Genomic DNA, 19,039 nt, shown 5'->3' with positions numbered 1-19,039 from the left:
ATCGCGAAACCATTCAGCACTATAGAAAACGCCGCGGCCAAATTTCGTCGCGGCGTTCGCATGACCTGCGACGCGGCATGTTCCTCCTCCCGGAATTCTCGCGCTGAATCGCAGAGCGCCATGCTGGCCGCGGGGTTGCCCGCGCCCCCTGATTCCTTCAGGAGTTTGTCCGAACCATCCGAATCCCTGGGAACGAAATGTCCACCACGAAACGCTCGCCTGTCCTGATCGCAATCGCTGCCGCGTGTCTCTCTCTTGCCGCCGGCGCGGCTCGCGCGGAGGACGGTGTCCTGCGCGTCGGCATCATCACCGACATGAGCGGGCAATATTCCGACGGCAACGGCCCGGGTTCGGTGATCGCGGCGCAAATGGCCGCGGAGGAGATCGGCGGCACGGTCGGCGGACGGAAGATCGAGATCATCTCGGCGGACCACCAGAACAAGCCTGACGTGGCGACCGGCATCGTGCGCAACTGGATCGACAACAAGGGTGTCGACGTGATCGCCGAAGGCGTCAACTCGGCGGTGGCGCTCGCGATCCAGACCGTGACGCGCGAACGCAAGAAGCTGTTCCTGATCTCGGGCTCCGGTTCGTCCGACCTGACCGGCAAGCAGTGCTCGCCGACCAGCGTGCAGTGGACCTACGACACCTATGCGTCCTCGAACGCGACGGCGAAGGCCGTGGTCGCGCGCGGCGGCACGCCCTGGTTCTTCCTCACCGCGGACTATGCGTTCGGCCAGGCGCTGGAGCGCGACGCCAGCAAGGCCGTGACATCGGCCGGCGGAAAGGTGCTGGGCGCGGTCCGCCATCCGTTCGACACCGCCGATTTCTCCTCCTTCCTGCTGCAGGCGCAGTCGTCCGGCGCAAAAATCCTGGCGCTCGCCAACGCCGGCTCCGACTTCCGCAACGCGGTGTCGCAGGCCGACGAGTTCAACATCCGCGCCAGCATGCAGCTCGTCGCGCTGCAGGTGACGCTCACCGACGTGCCGGCGCTCGGCCTCGCGCATGCCCACGATCTGCTGTTCACCGATTCCTTCTATTGGGATCGCACACCCGAGACCCGCGTCTTCGCCCAGGAGTTTTTCAAGCGGCATGGCGCGATGCCGACGGCCTACCAGGCCGGCGTCAACTCGGCGCTGCGGCATTATTTCAAGGCGGTCGCCGCCACCAACTCGGCGGATTCGGAGACCGTGATCGCGCAGATGCGCAAGACCCCTGTGAATGATTTCTTCGCCCAGAACGGCGTCGTGCGCGAGGACGGCCGCATGGTACACGACATGTACCTGATGCGCATCAAGAAGCCGGAAGAGTCCAAGAGCAAGTGGGATCTCTACGAATATCTGGCGACGGTGCCGGGCGACCAGGCCTTCCGTCCGCTCGATGAAGGCGGTTGCCCCTACGTCGCCAAAGCGCATTAAGGGCGCGAGATGCCGCGGAATGTTGTGAGTTGAGCACGTCTCTTGGGCTCCCTCTCCCGTTGCGGGAGAGGGTGGGGTGAGGGGTGGCCCCGGGCGCGACGATCGATGAGGGCGCGCCCTCGCAATTTCGTTCGCTTGCTGTTTGATAAATTCGGAGAGAGCCCGTCGTGTAGCACCCCTCTCCCTAACCCTCTCCCGCAACGGGAGAGGGAACCCGGCCGCCGGTGCCCGCCTCACGTGCGCGCGCCCACTGCGTTGCCCCACGGCGCAAGCCCTTTCGCTTTCCCTGCGCCCTCTTCGAGGTGAAAAGGGGGAACGAGATGCAGGCCTCGGCAAATCATGCCGCGAGAACCCGAACGTTTGGCTCGGCGGCTGCGCAAAGCATTGTCGTCCCTGCGAAAGCAGGGACTGGTAGTCAGCGGTGATGACATCGCAATATTCCAGCGTATCCTCCCTGGCAGAACATCATCGCGACGACCGTATCCAACAGAGGCACCATGACCAACACCATCGGGGCTCCCAACGGCGGCTACCGCTTCATGCCTGGCGTCAGTCAGTATTCCTGTGGCATCGGTGCGCTGCCCGGTTATGCCATCGAGCGAGCCAGGTTCTCCGAGCCTGTGCCGCTGAGCGCGGGCTTCGAGAAGATTGCCGACATCATCAAAGGCGCCGGCCGTCCGCTGACCGCGTTCGCTGCGTGCGAACTGCGCTCGCCGGCGCCGTTCACCGAGGACGCGTTCAAGGCCTTCAACGAGATCTACATCAAGACGCTGATCGCCTGGGGCGTGATGCGCGACGGCGTCAATCCGGTGGCGCGCAGCAATGTCTGTCCACAACTCGATCCGCCCGCGGAGCCGTCGTTCCACGCCTTCTGCTACACGGTGCCGGCGGCGAAGGACGCACCGACGAGCTTCGTCGTCGCCGGCAGCGGCGAGTCGGTCGAGGGCAAGGCCAACTATCGCGATCACACCGTCGCGCTCGGCGATACCAGCCCGGCCGGCATCCTGGCCAAAGCCAAATTCGTACTTGGCGAGATGGAACGCCGGATGAGCGCGTTCGGCGCCTCCTGGCGCGACACCACCGCGGTGCAGCTCTACACCGTGCATGACGCCTACCCAGTGCTCGAAAGCGAGCTCGGCCGCCGCGGCGCACTGCGCAACGGCCTGACCTGGCATTTCGACCGGCCGCCGGTGGTCGGGCTCGACTTCGAAATGGACTGCCGGCGCGTGCAACTCGAACGCGTGGTGTGATGGTTCGGTCGCGTGACGCATCAAAAGCGCGTGTGGGTGCATGTGCAAGCGCGTGCGCTTTCTTGACACGGGTCGCGTCAACCGTTTCCCTTCGCCATCGAAACCAGTGGCTGGGTGAACGCGGGTGCAGAACGAATCTGTGATCAGGCGGCGGGATTTGCTGGCGCTGATCGGGACCATCGCCGGCAGTTCGGCGATGTATCAGGCGATGACGAGCCTCGGCTTCGCATCCGAGTCCGCCTACAAGGGGCCGCTCAAGCTCGCGGGCGATGTGAAGGGCGCTTCGGTGCTGATTCTCGGCGCGGGGCTTGCCGGCATGACGGCGGCGCTGGAGCTGCGCAAGGCCGGCTACAAGGTCCAGATCCTCGAATTCAACAACCGCGCCGGCGGCCGCAACTGGACGATCCGCGGCGGCGACAGCTTTACCGAGCTCGGCGGCTTCAGGCAGACCTGCCAGTTCGAGCAGGGGCTCTATCTCAATCCCGGCCCGTGGCGGATTCCCTATCATCATCGCGCGCTGCTCGACTATTGCCGCCGGCTCAACGTGACGCTGGAACCCTTCATCCAGCTCAACCACAATGCCTATGTGCACGCGACGCGCGCATTCGACGGCAAGCCGCAACGCTTTCGCAGCATCAAGGCGGATTTCCAGGGCGGGGTTTCGGAGCTGCTGGCGAAAGTCGGCCAGCAGGGCAGGCTCGACGAGTTCGTCAGCAAGGAAGATCAGGAGATCCTGCTGCAGGCGCTGCGCGATTGGGGCGCGTTGGATCGCGACTACAAGTACAATGCCAATCTGCGCTCCGCCGACGTCCGCGGTTATGCGCGCGATCCCGGCGGCGGCCTGATGGGCGATCCGTTGCCCAGCGACCCGGTCTCGCTGCAGGAACTGCTGCGGTCGCGGATGTGGCGCTATCTGCAGTCCTACGCGCGCTACGATTTCCAGACCACTCTGTTCCAGCCGGTCGGCGGCATGGACATGATCGGCAAGGCGTTCGTGCGCGAGGTCGGCGATCTCATCCGCTACAACGCCAAGGTGACACAGATCCAGCAGAACGGCTCGGGCGTCACCGTGAGCTATGTCGACACCGCCAGTCCCTCAGCGGTGCAGCAGGCGACCGCCGACTGGTGCATCTGCACCATCCCGCTGCCGATCCTGAGCCAGCTGCCGCTCGACGTCAGCGGGCCGATGAAGAATGCGATCGATTCCTTGCCCTACGCCGCCTCAGTGAAGGTCGGGCTGCAGTTCAAGCGGCGGTTCTGGGAAGAGGACGAGGCGATCTACGGCGGCATCAGCTACACCGACCTGCCGATCCGCAATATCGGTTATCCCAATTATGGCTTCAACCGCGGCGGCCGCGGCGTCCTGCTTGGCGCTTATCTGTATGAGGGCGCCAATTCCTTCGAGTTCACCGCCATGACACCGGCCGAACGGGTCGCCAGCGCCGTCGAGTTCGGCGCCAAGATCCATCCGCAGTACAAGAGCGAGTTCGAGAACGGCGTCGCGGTGGCGTGGCATCGGGTGCCGTTCACGCTCGGCTGCGCCGGCGAGTGGACCGAAGCCGGACGGGCGCAGCATTACCGCAATCTCTGCCAGATCGACGGCCGCATCGCGCTGGCGGGCGAGCATGCCTCGCAGCTTCCGGCCTGGCAGGAGGGCGCCATCCTGTCGGCGCTCGATGCCATTACCCGATTGCACGAACGTGTGGTGAAGACATGATGGTGCGGACAGCAACATCCGTGATCGCGGCGCTGGCGCTCATGTCGGCGACCGCGGCGCTTGGCGAGGACAGCGGGGCGGGCAAGCGCACCTTCTCTTCGGGCTATCGTTTCGTGGAAATGACCGGCGAAGAGCTGTTCGGCAATGTCTGCCAGGGCTGCCACATGCCGGATGCGACGGGCGCGAGCGGCGCCGGCAGCTATCCTTCGCTCGCCGGCAACAAGAGTCTCGAAACCGGCAGCTATCCGATCTACCTCGTCGTGAACGGCCGCCGCGGCATGCCGGCATTCGGCGACATGATGACCGATGGTCAGGTCGCCGCGGTTGTGAATTATCTGCGGACGCACTTCGGCAACAGCTATCAGGACGCGGTGACGACCAAGGACGTCCAGGACGCCCGCCGCTAACCATTTTGGAGAGAGTTCGATGAAGTTCATCGGTATCGTGTTGGGCGCCGCACTGTCGGCGATAGCAACTGCCGCTTCGGCTGACGTGGTCAGGCATCCGATTCCCAACTCGACATTCCCGATCGCGCAGGCCGTGACCGTCACCGGCAACACCACGACGGTCTATGTCAGCGGCCAGGTGCCGCCGGTCATCAACAAGGATGCCGATCCGTCGAGCCCGCAGGCCTATGGCGACACCAAGACGCAGACCGTCGGCGTGCTGGGCCGCATCAAGGCCATCCTGGAAGGCCAGGGGCTCGGCATGGGCGACGTCGTCAAGATGCAGGTGTTCCTGGTGCACAGCGCGGCGGCGCCGATGGACTTCAAGGCCTTCATGGAGGGCTACACCCAGTTCTTCGGCGGCAGCCAGCCGAACCTGCCGGCGCGCTCGGTGGTCGGCGTCGCCGCACTTGCCAATCCCGGCTTCCTGGTCGAGATCGAGGTGATCGCGGTCAAGGATGCGAAATAAGGACCCCAAATAGCGTGCGCGAAAGCGCTAGGCATGCGCGCGGAAATTGAAGGGCTCGGCGTCTTGCCAAAACGCGTATCGCCTGTCTGAATTCGCGCCCGAGATGGTGGAATTCTGGGAGAGCACGATGTCGCACAAGACCCGAAACATGGTTCGATCGCTGCAGCTTGCGGCAGCGGTCGCGCCGCTCCTGCTCGCGTCCGGCGCCGGCGCGCAGGGACTGACCGAGCAGCAGCAATTCGCCCGCGGCATCTACCAGGAGCTGGTCGAGATCAACACGACCACCGCGACCGGCGACACCCAGAAGGCGGCCGAGGCGATGGGCGCGCGGCTCCGGGCCGCGGGCTTCCCCGAGAGCGACGTGCACGTGTTCTCGCCGGCGCCTCACAAGGGCAATCTGGTGGCGCGGCTGCACGGCTCCGGCGCGCGCAAGCCGATCCTCCTGGTTGCCCATATCGACGTCGTCCCTGGGCTTCGCGAGGACTGGACGGTCGACCCGTTCAAGCTCACCGAGCAGGACGGCTATTTCTACGGCCGCGGCTCCGGCGACGACAAGTATATGGCGTCGGCCTTCATCACCAATCTGATCCGCTACAAGAAGGAGGGCTACAAGCCCGATCGCGACATCATCGTCGCGCTCGAGACCGACGAGGAGATCCTCGATGCCAACGCTCTCGGCATCCAGTGGCTGATCAAGAACCACCGCGACCTGATCGATGCCGAGTTCGCGCTCAACGAAGGCGGCGGCGTCGGCCTGAAGAACGGCAAGGCGATCCGTAACAGCGTGCAGACCAGCGAGAAGGTCTCGATCGGCTACCTGCTCACGGTGAAGGATCGTGGTGGCCACAGCTCGCTGCCGCGCAAGGACAATGCGATCTATCGGCTCGCCGAGGGCCTGGTGCGGCTCTCCAAATACGACTTCCCGATGAATCTCAACGAGACGACCCGGATCTACTTCGCCAAGACCGCCGAGGTCGACAAGTCGCATGCCGACGATATCAAGGCGATCCTTGCGCCGCAGCCTGACCCGGCGGCGCTGGCGCGGTTGTCGGAGAATCCGGGCTACAACGCGCAGCTCCGCACCACCTGTGTCGCGACCATGCTGGAGGGCGGCCACGCCATCAATGCGCTGCCGCAGCTGGCAACCGCCAAGGTGAACTGCCGGATCCTGCCCGGCGAGCCGGTCGAAGGCGTTGAGGCGACGATCGAGCGGGTGCTCGCCGACAAGCAGATCGAGGTGACCCCGACCGGCAAGGCCGTTCTGAGCCCGCCGTCACCGCTGAACGAGGAGGTGATGGGATCGATCGAGAAGCTGTCGAAGGAGTTCTGGCCCGATGCCGAAATCGTCCCCGTGATGAGCACCGGCGCCACCGACGGCAGCTATCTGCGCAATGCCGGGATTCCGACCTACGGCCATTCCGGGCTGGGATCCGATGTCGACGACAACCGCGCCCACGGCAAGGACGAGCGCGTGCTGGTCAAGTCGTTCTACGAGGGCGAGGAATATCTCTATCGTCTGGTCAAAATGCTCGCTGGCGGGAAATGATGGCTGACAGCAAGACGAAGACGCGGGTTGCGGTCGCCGGCCTCGGCGCAATCGGCACGGACGTCGTCAAGGCGCTCGATCGGGGCATCGAAGGCCTGACCTTGGTCGCGGTGTCCGCGAACAGCCCCGACAAGCACCGCGCCTGGGTCGAAGGTCTCAAGTCCGCGCCGAAGCTGGTGCCGATCGAAGAGCTCGCTGATGTCGCCGACATCGTGGTCGAGTGCGCGCCGAGCAAGGTCGTGCGCGCGATCGTGGCGCCGGTGGTCGCGCGCGGCAAGACCGCCGTCGTGCTCAGCGTCGGCGCGCTGTTGCAGAATGAGGACCTGATCGATCTCGCCAAAGCCCATGGCGGCCAGATCATCGTGCCGACCGGCGCGCTGATCGGGCTCGATGCGGTGACCGCGGCGGCGATCGGTACCATCCATTCGGCGAAGCTGGTGACTAGAAAGCCGGTCGCGGGCCTGGTCGGCGCGCCGCATCTGGTCGAGAACAACATCCGGATCGAAGGCATCACCGAGCCGCTGCGCATCTTCGAGGGCAGCGCGCGCGACGCCGCAAAGGGCTTTCCGGCCAATCTCAACGTCGCCGTGGCGCTGTCGCTCGCCGGCATCGGCCCCGATCGCACAAGGGTCGAGATCTGGGCGGATCCGACGGTGACGCGCAACACCCACCGCATCGAGGTCGATTCCGATTCCGCACGGTTCTCGATGATGATCGAGAACATCCCCTCGGAGAACCCCAAGACCGGTCGCATCACCGCGCTGTCGGTGATCGCCTGCCTGCGCAAGCTGCGCGCATCGTTGCGGATCGGCACGTGATGCACATCCAGCCCGACGATCTCTTGCTGATCATCGACGTGCAGAACGATTTCTGCCCCGGCGGCGCGCTGGCGGTGGCCGACGGCGATGCCGTGGTGCCCGTGGTCAACCGGCTCGCGGCGCACTTCGATCATGTCGTGTTGACCCAGGATTGGCATCCAGCGGGTCACAGCTCGTTTGCGATCTCGCATCCGGGCGCGGCGGCGTTTTCATCGATCACCATGCCCTATGGGCCGCAGACGCTGTGGCCGGATCATTGCATCCAGGGCACTGCGGGCGCCGCGTTTCGTCCGGACCTTGCGACCGAGCGGGCCGAGCTCGTGATCCGCAAGGGGTTCCGGGCCGCGATCGATTCCTATTCGGCGTTCTTCGAGAATGACCGGACAACTCCGACCGGGCTCGCCGGCTATCTGCGCGAGCGTGGGTTCAGGCGGGTCGTGATGGCCGGCCTCGCCACGGATTTTTGTGTGCAGTATTCGGCGCTCGATGCGCGGCGGCTCGGCTTCGAGACGGCGGTCGTGCTGCCGGGCTGCCGCGGCATCGATCTCGGCGGTTCGCTTGCCGCTGCCACCACCGCGATGCGCGAGGCCGGCGTGGCGCTGGTCGAGGAGATTCCCTGAGCGTGGCCAAGCCGGGGCAAAAACCATTGTTTTGACTGACCTTTTGTTCTAATCCCCAGCCGTTGATGATCACGCCAGCGGAGCTTTCGTGTCGGGACAGGTTTTGCGGATAGGGACGCGCAAGAGCGCGATGGCGCTGGCGCAGACGGACGAGGTCGCGCGGCTGCTGCGCGCCTCGGCGAGCGACCTTGCCGTCGAAATCGTCAAGTTCGAGACCCGCGGCGACCAGGACCAGACCAGCAAGCTGCTGCGTCACGGCGGCAAGGGCGGTGCCTTCGTCGCCGAGATCCGCCAAGCCATGCGATCGGGCACGCTGCAGGCGGCGATGCATTCGCTCAAGGACGTGCCGGGCAATGAGGAGACGCCGGGGCTCGTCCTCGCGGCGATGCTGGCGCGCGACGCCGCCAATGACAGTCTCGTGCTGCGGCCGGGCCTGTCGCTGGAGACGCTCCGCGCCGCGCGCGGCAAGGGCTTCATGATCGGCACCAACGCGGTGCGCCGCGCGGCCTATCTGCGCCGGCTGTTTCCGGAAGCGACCGTGATCCATTATCGCGGCGCCGCCGACACGCGCGTTGCAAAACTGGATCGCGGCGACAAGCAGCGGCTGCCCGATGGCGGCGAGGTGGGGCCGGCGGATGCGCTTGTGATGGCACGTTCCGGCCTCGACCGCATCGGCATGACCGCGCGCATCGCCCATGATTTCTCCTTCGACGAGATGCTGCCGGCCGTGGGCCAGGGCATCGTTGCGGTCGAGTGCGTCGAGACCGACTGGGCGACGCGGGCGCGGCTTGCTGCAATCGACAATGCGCCGTCGCGGCTTGCCGCCGAGGCCGAGCGCGAGGTGCTGTGGGTGCTCAACGGCCATTGCAATTCGCCGATCGCCGGCCACGCCACGCTCGCCGGAGGCGAGCTGACCCTGCGCGCCTCGGTGCTCGACGAGGCCGGTGCCGGCTTCATCCAGGTGGCCCGGCGAGGACCGGCGGACCGGCCGCGCGAACTCGGCCGCGCCGTCGGCATGGACCTGCTCGCGAAGGGCGCCGCCGAGATCATCGCGCGGACCCGGGTGGAGGAATAGCGTCCGCCGTCGTCGCGATCGGTTTCTCAGGCGATGTCGGCGAAATCGCCGTGGCGGCCCTTGCCCGCTGCGAAGCGGCGTGCGCCGGCCTCGGTCTCGCCGCTCGCGACCGTCGCAAGCCCGAGACGAAACTCGTTCAGCGTGGCCTGCTCCCAGCCGAGCTCCCATTGCTCGATCGCGGAGAGCCGGTCGCTGCGCAGCGCCGCCTGCGGCAGACGGCACAGATCATGGGCGAGGCTGCGCGCCTCGGCGAGCGCCGTGCCTGACGCGACCACGCGGTTGGCGAGCCCGATCCGCCCGGCCTCTTCGCCGGAGACGCCGCGTCCGGTCAGGATCATGTCCATCGCGCGGCTGTGCCCGAGCAGCCGCGGCAGGCGCACGGTGCCGAGATCCATCAGCGGCACGCCGAAGCGCCGGCAATAGACGCCGAAGATGGCATCGGTTGCTGCGACGCGGAGATCGCACCAGATCGCAAGCTCGAGCCCGCCCGCCACGGCCGGCCCCTCCACGGCGGCGATCACCGGCTTCGACAGCTTCATCCGCGTCGGGCCCATCGGCCCGTCGCCGTTCTCGACGCGGTGGCCGCGATGACCGGCCGCGGTGCGCTTGAGGTCGAAGCCGGCGCAGAACGCGCCGCCAGCGCCGGTCAGGATTGCGACCGACAGCGACGGATCGCGGCCGAAGGCACGAAACGCCTGCGCCAACCCCTGCGCGGTCTCCGGATTGACCGCATTGCGCGCCTCGTCATAGCGATCGATGGTGACGATCGCGATGGCCTGCTCGGTTCGGTATTTGACGGTCGGATGGTCCAGCATACTCTGTCCTCGATAGGTAATGTTGGAGCGGATCAGCGGGCGTCCGTGCGGCTCTCGATAGCCGCAGCCAGGTTCTGGTGAAAATGCCGGATGGCGCCTTCGAACAGGCCGAAGGTGAAGTGGGCATTGGCCCGGGTTGCGAGCCCGCGCTGCGCGGCGCAGGCCATCTCGCGATCCTCGGCCGCGCCTGCGGTGACGAAGTCGCGTCCCTGGGCGACCGCGGCGCGGCCATCCTCGGCGGCGATCTGGTTCGACAGGGTATAGGTGACGAGCCGAGTGCGGTCCACCGCCAGCGGCTCAAGCACGGTCATCAGCCGGTTGGTCGGGAAGGTCGACAGCATCACGTTCGCAAACAGGTGGTAGACGTGCGTCAGCATGCCGGTCGTCTTGCGCTCGCTGGGCGGCACGTTGCGCAGCTTCTCGATGCGCCGATAGGGAAAGCTGATCCGGCTGTTGCGGCCAAAGGCTTCGATCACGTTGAGATTGTCGTATTGCAGCGGGTAGAACGTATCCTGATGCGTCGACCGGATGTGATAGCCTTCGAGGAACCCTTCCGCGACAATCTTCCAGTTGGCTTCGACTTCCTGCGTCGTGGTCGCGTAGAGCTTCCAGTCGTCACCGAACAGCGTCGGCATGTCGCCGGCGTCCGACGTGGCAGCGGGACCGTCCTGCGAGACGAACACCAGGCCGTCGCGCTCGATGCAGGTGACCGGCACGAGGCCGTGCGCGCTCCTGTCGAGGCCGGGAAAGCCGTAATCATCGGGGATGCCGCGGAGCCGGCCGTCGAGGCCGTAGGTCCAGCCGTGATAGCGGCAGGTCAGCGCCTTCCGGCATTCGGCGCCGTCGACCAGCTGCACGCCGCGGTGGCGGCACGCATTGCGGAACGCGCGTGCGATGCCGTCTGCGCCGCGGATCGCGACAACGGGCGTCAGCGCCGCGTCGCGCGCGACATAGGCGCCGATCTCGGCGAGCGCGGCCGACGGGCAGAACGGCGTCAGCGTGCGGCGGAACACATGTTCGATCTCGGCCGCGAAGCGATCTTGCGACAGATAATGCGCGACGGGTTCATGCCAGACGCCGTCGCTGAGATCGGTTGATCTGGTATCGATATGCCTGAGGATGCGATCGACCATGGATGCTTCGTCCGCGAGCTGTGTCGTCATCGCCGTCCTCCCGCTCTGTCGGCCGGGCTTGCCGCCGGTCCGCTTCGAGCGAAAGGATTTCGCATTGAGCCTCGCGCGACAAGCGAAACGAACCGGGTTCGGATGAATGACATTCATCCGAATTGATTTTTCGCGGGACATCGACAGTGGCCGGCCGCTAGGATCGGCGCATGAGCAGGAACAACCCGAAGCCGGGGCGCCGGCGACCATCGCAGGGAAGGGACGACCTCGCGGCAGCGAGTCTTCGGCCGGCGCATCTCCTGGCCCTGCAAGCGTTCGACGTCGCGGTCAGGCTCGGCAGCTTCAAGGAGGCTGCCGGCGTCCTGAATGTCAGCGCCTCGGCGATCAGCCATCGCATCCGCAATCTCGAAGTCCATCTCGGCGCCGCGCTGTTTCACCGCGCCCATCGCGTCGTTCGGCCGACCCATGCCGGCGAGAAGCTGGCGGCTGCGAGCGGTCGCGCATTCGCGTTGCTGGCCCAGGCGGAGTCGGCCGTCGAGGCGGCCGGCCAGCACCGGCTGCGGCTGAAGGTGCTGCCGCAGTTCGCGTCGGCATGGCTGATCCCGCGGCTATCCTCGTTTCTCACCCGGCATTCCGGGATCGATCTTGCGATCGAGACCTCGAACCGCAATGTCGATTTCGATACCGAGACTTTTGATGCCGGCATCAGCTTCGGCCCCGACAAGCCCGAAGGCGTCGTCGCAAATCGCCTGATGGAGGTGAGGACCGTTCCGGTCGCGGCGCCGGCGCTGGCGCGGCGGTTGAAGCTGCGCACCACCGCCGACCTCGGCCGCGCCGCGCTGATCCATGTGACGACGTTCCCCGCAGCCTGGCCGCTCTGGTTCAGGCATGCCGGCGAGCCCGTGCCGCTCGCAACGCGCGCGGTCTCGGTCGACAGCTTTGTGGCCGCGCTGCAGGCCGCCGAACGCGGCGCGGGCGTTGCGCTCGCGCTCGAACCCTTCATCGCCGAGAGTGAACGGCGCGGGACGATCCGCCGGCTGCTGCCGGTCGGCCATGTGACCGGCGGCTACTGGCTGGTTCATCCGCCGGGCGCGCAGCGCAATCGTGCGCTGCAGACATTCAAGAAGTGGTTGCTGGCCGAGCTGGCGCCGCCGAATTAGCTCGCCTGCAACGGCCAGCTGCCGATGATCCGAAAGCGCGATGCGCCATCCGTCTGCTTGAACAGCGCGATGCGGTCGATCGAGAGCGTCGCAAGGTCGATCGCCGCGAAGCGCTCGCGCAGCCGCGCCACGATCGGGCCGCGCCGCTCCTCGCTCAGCCGTCCGGTCAGCGTCATGTGGAAGCGGAATTCCTCCATGACGTACGGATAGCCCCAGCGATCGAGATAATCGCGCTGCCGTTCCGTGAGCCGTTCGGGCTTGCGCCGCGCGCGATCTTGCGGCGTGAGCGACGCACGGAAGGTGTCGAATTCGGTGACGCAGTCGGCGGCAAGCTGTTGCAGATCATCGGAACGGCTCGACGGGATCACGGCAATGAAGCCGCTGATCGCATCGACGACAGGTTCGATCACCGGAATGCGCCGCGCACGGCCGGCGAAGGCGGCGCAGGCGTCGAGAAGCTCGAACTCGTTCCGGCCATCGGCGAGCACGGTCGGCGCTTTCAGCGTGGCGTGAAAACCATATTTGCGCGGATCCTCCGTCACCTCGCGCCAGTCGGGCGTGACGCCGGCGGGAAACGGCAGGTCGTCGCCCGACACGGCGTCGTAGCCGAGCAGCGTCGAGCCGAAGCGGTGCAGGGCGCTGTCGGGTGACGGCGCATAATAGATCGCGTAGCGCGGAGTGTTGGCCATGGCGGCAGGATAGGTCCTGACTATGCTGCCGCAACCGTCTTGCGCGGTGCCAGTGAATGGACGAGGCAGTTCGCGTCCGCCAGATGCACCAGCCGTCCCGCCGCGATCACGGCGATGATGCGCGGCCGCAGCGGCACCTTGTCGTCGACGACGATGATGTCGGCGCGGCGGCCGGCAGCGAGCACGCCGCGGTCGGCGAGCCCTGCCGCGCGTGCCGGCGCCGACGAGATCAGGTCCCAGGCCTTGGTCAGCGGCAGGATGCCGTCGCCGGCGAGGCGGAAGGCGGCGAGCAGTTGCGCGGGATAATAGTAGTCCGACGCCAGCACCGAGCAGAGGCCGTGTGCGATCATGTCGGATGCCCTGGTCCAGCCGGTGTGGCTGCCGCCGCGCACCACATTGGGCGCGCCGAACACGATGAAGTCGCCCGCGGCCGCGGCATCGCGCGCGGTCTCTTCATTGACGGGGAATTCGGCGATCGTGGCGCCCAGTGCGCGAAACTCCTGGCGCATTGCCGGACTGTTGTCGTCATGCGAGAGCATCCGAATGTTGACCGCGCGTGCAGCGGCAGCCAGTCGCGCGATCGAGGCTGGCACCTCGGGACGACGCGCCACGACCCGATCGAGCATGTCGTTGACGGCCTCGAGCGAGAGCCCGGCGCGTTCGGCCAGCTGGTTGCGCTTCTTCGGCTTGACGTTGCTGTGGTCGTTGAAGGCGAACAGGTCGATGCGGCCTTCGCCGAGCCATTGAATGATCTCGGCCTCGGCGTCGAGATTATGGGTCTCGTGGCGCAGATGGAAGCGGGTATCGGCGGCGAGCTGCGGCCGCAGCGCCTCGATCGCATCGAGCAGCTTGCGCGCATTCTCCGCGCTGCGCAGGCCGGGCTCCCACGACCAGGTCGTGCCATGGAAGACGGTGGTGATGCCGTTGGCGATCGCCTGCCGGTCGCTGTCGATCAGCGCCACGTCGGTCGGGAAGTCGACGCCGGGGCGCGGCATCATCTGCCGCTCGAACGCGTCGCCATGCAAATCGATGATGCCGGGCAGCACCAGGAGGCCGCCGGCATCGATGTGGAGCGCGGCGCGGCCCTGCTCGGCGTCGAGCGCGCCGATGTCGCGGCCCGAGGTCCGCAGCGAGGTCTCGACCAAGGCACCGTCAACCAGCGTGCGACCGCCTTCAATGAAAATGTCCGTCACGATGCGGCGCTCCGTTGTTTGTCGTGCGATTGGGATACGGCCTCGGCCTCGTACTTGTCGAGGAATTCCTCGACCGCGAGCTTGCGAAAGTCGGGCAGGGCACGCCGAAGTGTTTCGTGATCCCAGTTCCACCATGCGAGCGCGGTGAGGCGATCCGCGACCGTCTCCGAAAACCGCCGCTTGACCGGACGCGCCGGATTACCGGCAACGATGGTATAGGCGGGCACATCCTTGGTCACGATCGCGCCAGCGGCGACGACCGCGCCGGTTCCGATGTTCCGCCCAGGCAGCACGACCGCGCCATGACCGATCCATACGTCATGGCCGATATGCACGTGATGCGTACGTCGCCAGTTGAAGAAGTCGGTGTCGTCGCTCTCGCCGGGAAAATAGGCGCTGGCGCGGTAGGTGAAATGCGCCTGGGTCGCGCGATGCATCGGGTGGTTGCCGGGATTGATCCGGGTCATCGCCGCGATCGAGCAGAACTTGCCGATCGAGGTGTAGGTGATCTGGCTGTCGTTCACGACGTAAGAATAGTCATCCATGCTGACCTCAAGCAGGATCGTGCGCGCGCCGACCTCGGTATATCTGCCGAGCTTGCTCTCGCGCACCGCCGCGGTCGGGTCGATCGTCGGCACAACCGAGAGTGTTTTTCCGGCCATCAGGGCCTCCGCAAATCATCAAGAATCTTGTGCTTCCGTGGGGATGCGCGTTCGTCATCTGGATGCTTGATGACAACATCATGACGTTGCGATGACGGCAAGGGATCAGCAAAGACGGGTGTGAACGATCGCCGCACCGCAGCGCCAGCGTCACATAACTGTAAAACGCCGGGGATAGCGATGGCCCAAGGTGACGCGGTTGGAGCATTGCATGTTGGTGGTGGAAGGTTTGACGTGCCGGTTCGGCACAAAAGCCGCTGTCGATAACGCATCCTTTTCGATCGCGCCGGGCAGTTTCGTCGGCGTGATCGGGCGTTCCGGTGCCGGCAAGTCGACGTTGTTGCGGATGATCAACCGTCTCGCCGATCCGACCTCCGGCCGTATCCTGTTCGAAGGCACCGACGTCACGGCGCTGCGCGGCAAGGAGCTGCGGCAGTGGCGGGCGCGCTCGGCGATGATCTTCCAGCAGTTCAATCTCGTCGGCCGTCTCGACGTGCTGACCAACGTGCTGATGGGCCGGCTTGCCCAGATCCCGTCCTGGCGTTCGCTGGCGCAGGTCTGGCCGGAGCAGGACAGGGCGCTTGCGCTGTCCGCGCTCGATCAGTTCGACATCGCCCAGCTCGCGGCGCAACGCGCCGACCAGCTTTCCGGCGGCCAGCAGCAGCGCGTCGCGATCGCCCGCGCGCTGGTGCAGGAGCCCGACATCATTCTCGCCGACGAGCCGATTGCCTCGCTCGACCCGCGCAACACCAAGATCGTGATGGACGCACTGCTGCGCATCAACAAGCATTTCGGCATCACGGTGCTCTGCAATCTGCACTCGCTCGATCTCGCACGAACCTATTGCGACCGGCTGATCGGCATGGCGGCAGGGCGCGTGGTGTTCGACGGCGCCCCGGCGGCACTCACCGACCAAATCGCGCGCGAGCTCTATGACCTCGAGGCCAATGACGTCATGGGCGGCGCGCCAATGCCCGCGCCCGACGGCACGACGGTTCCGGCGCTCGGCACCGCTGCCGCGGCCTGAGCGGCGCGCATTTTCCAATCTGCGAGGCCGGGCGTTTTGCCTGGCCAACAGGTGTAACTACAAAAGAGGGGTAGTCATGTTCACTCGTCGCATCATTCTGGCCGGCGCCGCCGTGCTGGCGTTCACCGGCTCGGCATTCGCGCAGGACTGGAAAGCAAAATATCCCGAGCTCACCTTCGCGGTGGTGCCGGCCGAGAACGCCTCCGGCGTCACCGAGCGCTGGACGCCGTTCACGGCCTATCTGTCCAAGGAGCTCGGCGTGAAGGTCACGCTGCGCATTGCCAACGACTACGCGGCCGTCATCGAAGGCCAGCGCGCCGGCAACATCCAGATCGCCAGCTACGGCTCGGCCTCGTTCGCCCGCGCGCGGCTGACCGGCGTCAAGACCGACGCCTTCGCCAACGACATGAACGCCGACGGTTCGACCGGCTACTATTCGGTGTTCTTCGTCAAGGCTTCCAGTCCCTACAAGAAGGTGGAAGACCTGAAGGGCAAGAACCTCGGCCTGGTCGATCCGAACTCGACCTCGGGCAACAACGTGCCGCGCTTCGAGCTCGACAAGATGGGCATCCATGATGCCGAGGGCTTTTTCGGCAAGGTCGTGTTCACCGGCAGCCACGAGAACGCGATCCTCGCCCTGGCGCAGGGCACCGTCGACATGGCGGCCAACCAGTGGACCAACGACGATGATTCGACGCTCGCGCAGATGTTGACCAAGGGCATGCTGAAGAACGCCGACGGCTCGGCGATGAAGAAGGAGGATTTCCGGATCATCAACAAGTCGTCGCCCATCATCAACGGCCCCTACGCCTACAATTCCGACCTTCCGGAAGACCTGAAGGCGGCGATCGCCAAGGCCTTCTTCGAAGCGCCGACCAAGGACAAGGCCGCCTTCGACCGTCTATCCGACGGCCAGAAGAAGGGCTTCCATCCGGCCACGACCAAGGATTGGGACAGCACGATCGAACTGATCAAGTTCGTCGACCGACTGCGCAAGAAGGCGAGCTGATCGCGCGCCTGACGTCACGAGGGCCGGGCGCATGGCCCGGCCCTTTCTCTCCACTCAACTCCGAACCGGACTGCAAGCGCCGATGGCGACCGCCGTATCCATTCTTCCAGCGCAGCAACTGGCGACGCTGGAGGGCGCCTACCGCAAGTCCGTCGCACGCAAGCGGTCGAAGGCCGCGCTGGCAACGGCGGCATTCTGCGCGGTGCTGGTGATCGCAGCGTTCGGCGCGGAAGTGAACCTGCGCACGCTGTTCACCTATTTCGGCAATTTCGTCAGTTATTTTGATCGCATCCTGACGCTGGATTCCGGCGCGCGGGTCTGGACCGATCCCGCCGAATGGTTCTGGGGGTGGCACAAATGGCTGAAGATGCTCGGCGAGACGATCCTGATCAGCTATGTCGGCACGCTCACGGGTGCCGTGCTCGCCTTCTCACTCAATTTCTTCGCGGCCCAGAATACGTCGCCGGGCCCGTGGGTCCGTTTCACGGTCCGTCGCCTGCTGGAATTCGCCCGCACCGTGCCCGGCATCGTGTTCGCGCTGATCTTCGTGATCGCCTTCGGTCTCGGGCCGATGGCCGGCGTGCTCGCGATCGCGATCCACACCACCGGGGCGCTCGGCAAGCTGTTTGCCGAGATCGTCGAGAACGCCGACATGAAGCCGGTCGAGGGCATCCGCTCCACCGGCGCGAGCTGGCTGTCCTGCATGCGCTTTGCCGTGTTGCCGCAGGTCTCGGCGGGCTACGCCAGCTATGCGCTGCTGCGCTTCGAGATCAACGTCCGCGAAGCTTCCGTGATGGGCTTCGTCGGCGCCGGCGGCATAGGTCAGGAGCTCGTGGTCGCGATCCGCAAATTCTACTATTCCGACGTCAGCGCGATCCTCATCACCATCATCGTCACCGTCTTCATCATCGACATCTCGACCGGCTGGCTGCGCGGCCGGCTGTTCGGCAAGGAGACCCGGCGATGAGCCAGCTGCCGAGGCCGGACACCGCGGAACTGCGCGCGAAATATCCCGGCGTGTTCGATCGTCCCGCGTCGGCACGGCTGGCGATGCCGACGATGATCGCCGCGGCGTTCGCGATCTTCGTCTACGGTCTGGTCGATCTCGACTTCTCGCCCACGAAGCTGATCTCGGGGATGAGCCAACTCGGCTGGATCGCCATGCTGATGATCCCGCCGAATCCCGGCACGTCGTTCCCGCTCTACATGCAGGCGCTCGGCGAGACGCTTTCGATCGCGCTGCTCGGCACTACGCTCGCGGCGCTGCTCGCGCTGCCCGTGAGCCTGCTGGCCGCACGCAACATCATCCCCTCGAACCTGATCCGCTTTCCGGTGCGCCGCTTCCTGGATTCGATCCGCGGCGTCGATACACTGATCTGGGCGCTGGTCTGGATCAACGTGGTCGGCCTCGGTCCGTTCGCCGGCGTGCTGGCGATCATGGTCTCCGACTTCGGCGCGTTCGGAAAATTGTTCTCCGAGGCGATCGAGGCGGCGGACCGCAAGCAGGTCGAGGGCATTCGGGCCTCCGGCGGCAATGCACTGCACGAAATCCGCTTCGGCCTGCTGCCGCAGGTGCTGCCGGTGATCGCAGGCCAGGTGCTGTATTTCATCGAATCGAACACCCGATCGGCCACCATCATCGGCATCGTCGGCGCCGGCGGCATCGGCCTGCAACTCGCCGAGCAGATCCGCGTGCTGGAATGGCAGAAGGTGTCGTTCCTGATCCTGATGATCCTGATCGCGGTCGCGGCGATCGACTTCATCTCCAGCAAGCTGCGCTTTGCCATCATCGGCCAACGGGCGGTGGTGTAGCTTGCCGCGCGCTCAAGCCTTCTCCCCTTGTGGGAGAAGGTGGCGCGAAGCGCCGGATAAGGGGTATCGCTCAGCGAATTCAGAAGCCGACGTGTCCGGGGAGAGATACCCCTCACCCGGATCGCATCTGGCGATGCGACATAGCCGAAGCTTCGCTTCGGCGTTCTTGAGGACGGCCGCCGTAGGCGG

General features: G+C 65.8%; 19 protein-coding genes. 14 read left to right on the top strand and 5 right to left on the bottom strand.

Annotated elements, in window-relative coordinates; translation table 11 throughout:
- Positions 1-197: 197 nt before the first annotated feature.
- The 9 genes from AKN83_RS33050 to hemC all read left to right on the top strand — a co-directional run bounded on the left by AKN83_RS33050 (position 198) and on the right by hemC (position 9,359).
- A complete protein-coding gene (locus AKN83_RS33050) occupies positions 198-1,418 on the top strand; it encodes an ABC transporter substrate-binding protein (RefSeq protein ID WP_050401507.1) in 1,221 nt (406 codons plus the stop codon).
- A gap of 497 nt (positions 1,419-1,915) precedes the next feature.
- Complete coding sequence (gene cnbZ / locus AKN83_RS33045; RefSeq protein WP_050401506.1) at positions 1,916-2,668, top strand: 2-amino-5-chloromuconate deaminase CnbZ; 753 nt, start codon at positions 1,916-1,918, stop codon at positions 2,666-2,668.
- A 124-nt stretch (positions 2,669-2,792) separates the two neighbouring features.
- Entirely contained in the window at positions 2,793-4,385 is a 1,593-nt protein-coding gene (locus AKN83_RS33040; protein ID WP_083992341.1) for an NAD(P)/FAD-dependent oxidoreductase, read from the top strand.
- Entirely contained in the window at positions 4,385-4,792 is a 408-nt protein-coding gene (locus AKN83_RS33035) for a c-type cytochrome (RefSeq protein ID WP_063270684.1), read from the top strand. The genes AKN83_RS33040 and AKN83_RS33035 overlap by 1 nt, the downstream gene beginning before the upstream one ends.
- A 19-nt stretch (positions 4,793-4,811) precedes the next feature.
- Complete coding sequence (locus tag AKN83_RS33030) at positions 4,812-5,300, top strand: Rid family hydrolase (RefSeq protein ID WP_050401504.1); 489 nt, start codon at positions 4,812-4,814, stop codon at positions 5,298-5,300.
- A 127-nt stretch (positions 5,301-5,427) separates the two neighbouring features.
- The gene (locus AKN83_RS33025; protein ID WP_063695654.1) at positions 5,428-6,846 is read left to right on the top strand and encodes a M20/M25/M40 family metallo-hydrolase; all 1,419 of its coding nucleotides are present in this window, start codon (positions 5,428-5,430) and stop codon (positions 6,844-6,846) included.
- Entirely contained in the window at positions 6,846-7,664 is an 819-nt protein-coding gene (locus tag AKN83_RS33020; RefSeq protein ID WP_050401502.1) for an aspartate dehydrogenase, read from the top strand. Before AKN83_RS33025 ends, AKN83_RS33020 begins: the two co-directional genes overlap by 1 nt.
- Positions 7,664-8,284, top strand: a complete 621-nt coding sequence (gene pncA, locus AKN83_RS33015; RefSeq protein ID WP_050401501.1) for a bifunctional nicotinamidase/pyrazinamidase — start codon at positions 7,664-7,666, stop codon at positions 8,282-8,284. The genes AKN83_RS33020 and pncA overlap by 1 nt, the downstream gene beginning before the upstream one ends.
- A gap of 88 nt (positions 8,285-8,372) precedes the next feature.
- Positions 8,373-9,359 carry a hydroxymethylbilane synthase gene (gene hemC / locus AKN83_RS33010; protein WP_283807425.1) on the top strand — a complete coding sequence of 329 codons (987 nt, stop codon included), beginning with the start codon at positions 8,373-8,375 and terminating at the stop codon, positions 9,357-9,359.
- A 26-nt stretch (positions 9,360-9,385) separates the two neighbouring features.
- Here hemC and AKN83_RS33005 read toward each other — a convergent pair whose 3' ends face one another.
- Entirely contained in the window at positions 9,386-10,174 is a 789-nt protein-coding gene (locus AKN83_RS33005) for a crotonase/enoyl-CoA hydratase family protein (protein WP_050401499.1), read from the bottom strand.
- Positions 10,175-10,206: 32 nt separating this feature from the next.
- Complete coding sequence (locus AKN83_RS33000) at positions 10,207-11,337, bottom strand: aromatic ring-hydroxylating oxygenase subunit alpha (RefSeq protein WP_063695653.1); 1,131 nt, start codon at positions 11,335-11,337, stop codon at positions 10,207-10,209.
- A 170-nt stretch (positions 11,338-11,507) separates the two neighbouring features.
- Here AKN83_RS33000 and AKN83_RS32995 point away from each other — a divergent pair, with 170 nt between their 5' ends.
- Positions 11,508-12,458 carry a LysR substrate-binding domain-containing protein gene (locus AKN83_RS32995; protein ID WP_244522185.1) on the top strand — a complete coding sequence of 317 codons (951 nt, stop codon included), beginning with the start codon at positions 11,508-11,510 and terminating at the stop codon, positions 12,456-12,458.
- On the opposite strand, the gene AKN83_RS32990 is transcribed toward AKN83_RS32995, so the two are convergent.
- Genes AKN83_RS32990 through AKN83_RS32980 form a run of 3 tightly spaced genes read right to left on the bottom strand, consistent with a single transcriptional unit; the run spans position 12,455 to position 15,002 of the window.
- The gene (locus AKN83_RS32990) at positions 12,455-13,147 is read right to left on the bottom strand and encodes a DUF1045 domain-containing protein (RefSeq protein WP_050401497.1); all 693 of its coding nucleotides are present in this window, start codon (positions 13,145-13,147) and stop codon (positions 12,455-12,457) included. The genes AKN83_RS32995 and AKN83_RS32990 overlap by 4 nt on opposite strands.
- Before the next feature lie 20 nt (positions 13,148-13,167).
- Positions 13,168-14,340: an alpha-D-ribose 1-methylphosphonate 5-triphosphate diphosphatase gene (locus tag AKN83_RS32985; protein ID WP_050401496.1), complete on the bottom strand. Its 1,173-nt coding sequence runs from the start codon at positions 14,338-14,340 to the stop codon at positions 13,168-13,170.
- Positions 14,337-15,002, bottom strand: coding sequence for a transferase hexapeptide repeat family protein (locus tag AKN83_RS32980; protein ID WP_050401495.1), 666 nt, complete (start codon positions 15,000-15,002; stop codon positions 14,337-14,339). The genes AKN83_RS32985 and AKN83_RS32980 overlap by 4 nt, the downstream gene beginning before the upstream one ends.
- A 211-nt stretch (positions 15,003-15,213) precedes the next feature.
- Here AKN83_RS32980 and phnC point away from each other — a divergent pair, with 211 nt between their 5' ends.
- The 4 genes from phnC to phnE (AKN83_RS32960) all read left to right on the top strand — a co-directional run bounded on the left by phnC (position 15,214) and on the right by phnE (AKN83_RS32960) (position 18,850).
- The gene (gene phnC / locus AKN83_RS32975; protein ID WP_063695643.1) at positions 15,214-16,029 is read left to right on the top strand and encodes a phosphonate ABC transporter ATP-binding protein; all 816 of its coding nucleotides are present in this window, start codon (positions 15,214-15,216) and stop codon (positions 16,027-16,029) included.
- Positions 16,030-16,105: 76 nt separating this feature from the next.
- Positions 16,106-17,038 carry a phosphonate ABC transporter substrate-binding protein gene (gene phnD, locus AKN83_RS32970; RefSeq protein ID WP_050401494.1) on the top strand — a complete coding sequence of 311 codons (933 nt, stop codon included), beginning with the start codon at positions 16,106-16,108 and terminating at the stop codon, positions 17,036-17,038.
- Between the two features lie 82 nt (positions 17,039-17,120).
- Entirely contained in the window at positions 17,121-18,005 is an 885-nt protein-coding gene (gene phnE / locus AKN83_RS32965; RefSeq protein WP_050401493.1) for a phosphonate ABC transporter, permease protein PhnE, read from the top strand.
- Entirely contained in the window at positions 18,002-18,850 is an 849-nt protein-coding gene (gene phnE / locus AKN83_RS32960; protein ID WP_050401492.1) for a phosphonate ABC transporter, permease protein PhnE, read from the top strand. The genes phnE (AKN83_RS32965) and phnE (AKN83_RS32960) overlap by 4 nt, the downstream gene beginning before the upstream one ends.
- Positions 18,851-19,039: the final 189 nt, after the last annotated feature.

The organism is Bradyrhizobium embrapense (genome assembly GCF_001189235.2).
Classification (GTDB): Bacteria; Pseudomonadota; Alphaproteobacteria; order Rhizobiales; family Xanthobacteraceae; genus Bradyrhizobium; species Bradyrhizobium embrapense.
The sequence above is the reverse complement of the archived record's forward strand: the minus strand, read 5'-3'. Positions and strand labels throughout refer to the sequence as shown.